Below are 643 nucleotides of genomic sequence, written 5' to 3'. Positions count from 1 at the left end.
ATTCAGCGGAACAAACCGTTGGTCTTGCGTCCTACGTTGAGCGCATGAAAGAAGGTCAAGATAAGATCTACTACTTGACGGCAGACAGCTACGCGGCGGCGAAGAACAGCCCTCACTTAGAGCAGTTTAAAGCGAAAGGCATCGAAGTCATTCTGATGTTCGACCGCATTGACGAGTGGTTGATGAACTACCTAACTGAGTTTGATGGTAAGCAGTTCCAATCGATTACAAAAGCTGGCCTTGACTTGAGTAAGTTTGAAGACGAAGCCGATAAAGAAAAGCAAAAAGAAACCGAAGAAGAGTTCAAATCGGTTGTTGAGCGTACCAAGTCTTACTTGGGTGACCGCGTGAAAGACGTGCGTACGACCTTTAAACTTGCATCTACACCCGCAGTCGTTGTGACGGATGATTACGAGATGGGGACTCAGATGGCGAAGCTGCTTGCTGCCGCAGGTCAAGCTGTGCCAGAAGTAAAATACATCTTTGAAATCAACCCAGAGCACGAACTTGTTAAGCGCATGGCGGATGAAGCGGATGAAGAAGCGTTTGGCCGTTGGGTCGAAGTGCTACTTGGTCAAGCCATGTTAGCAGAGCGCGGCTCGATGGAAGATCCAACGCAGTTCTTGGGTGCTATCAACAAGCT

1 pseudogene is annotated in these 643 nt (G+C 48.5%); it reads left to right on the top strand.

Features of this window, described 5'->3' with window-relative positions:
- Positions 1-643, top strand: a pseudogene (locus R7044_RS26080) (molecular chaperone HtpG); the annotation flags it as partial.

The organism is Vibrio sp. 1402 (genome assembly GCF_033340275.1).
The sequence above is the reverse complement of the archived record's forward strand: the minus strand, read 5'-3'. Positions and strand labels throughout refer to the sequence as shown.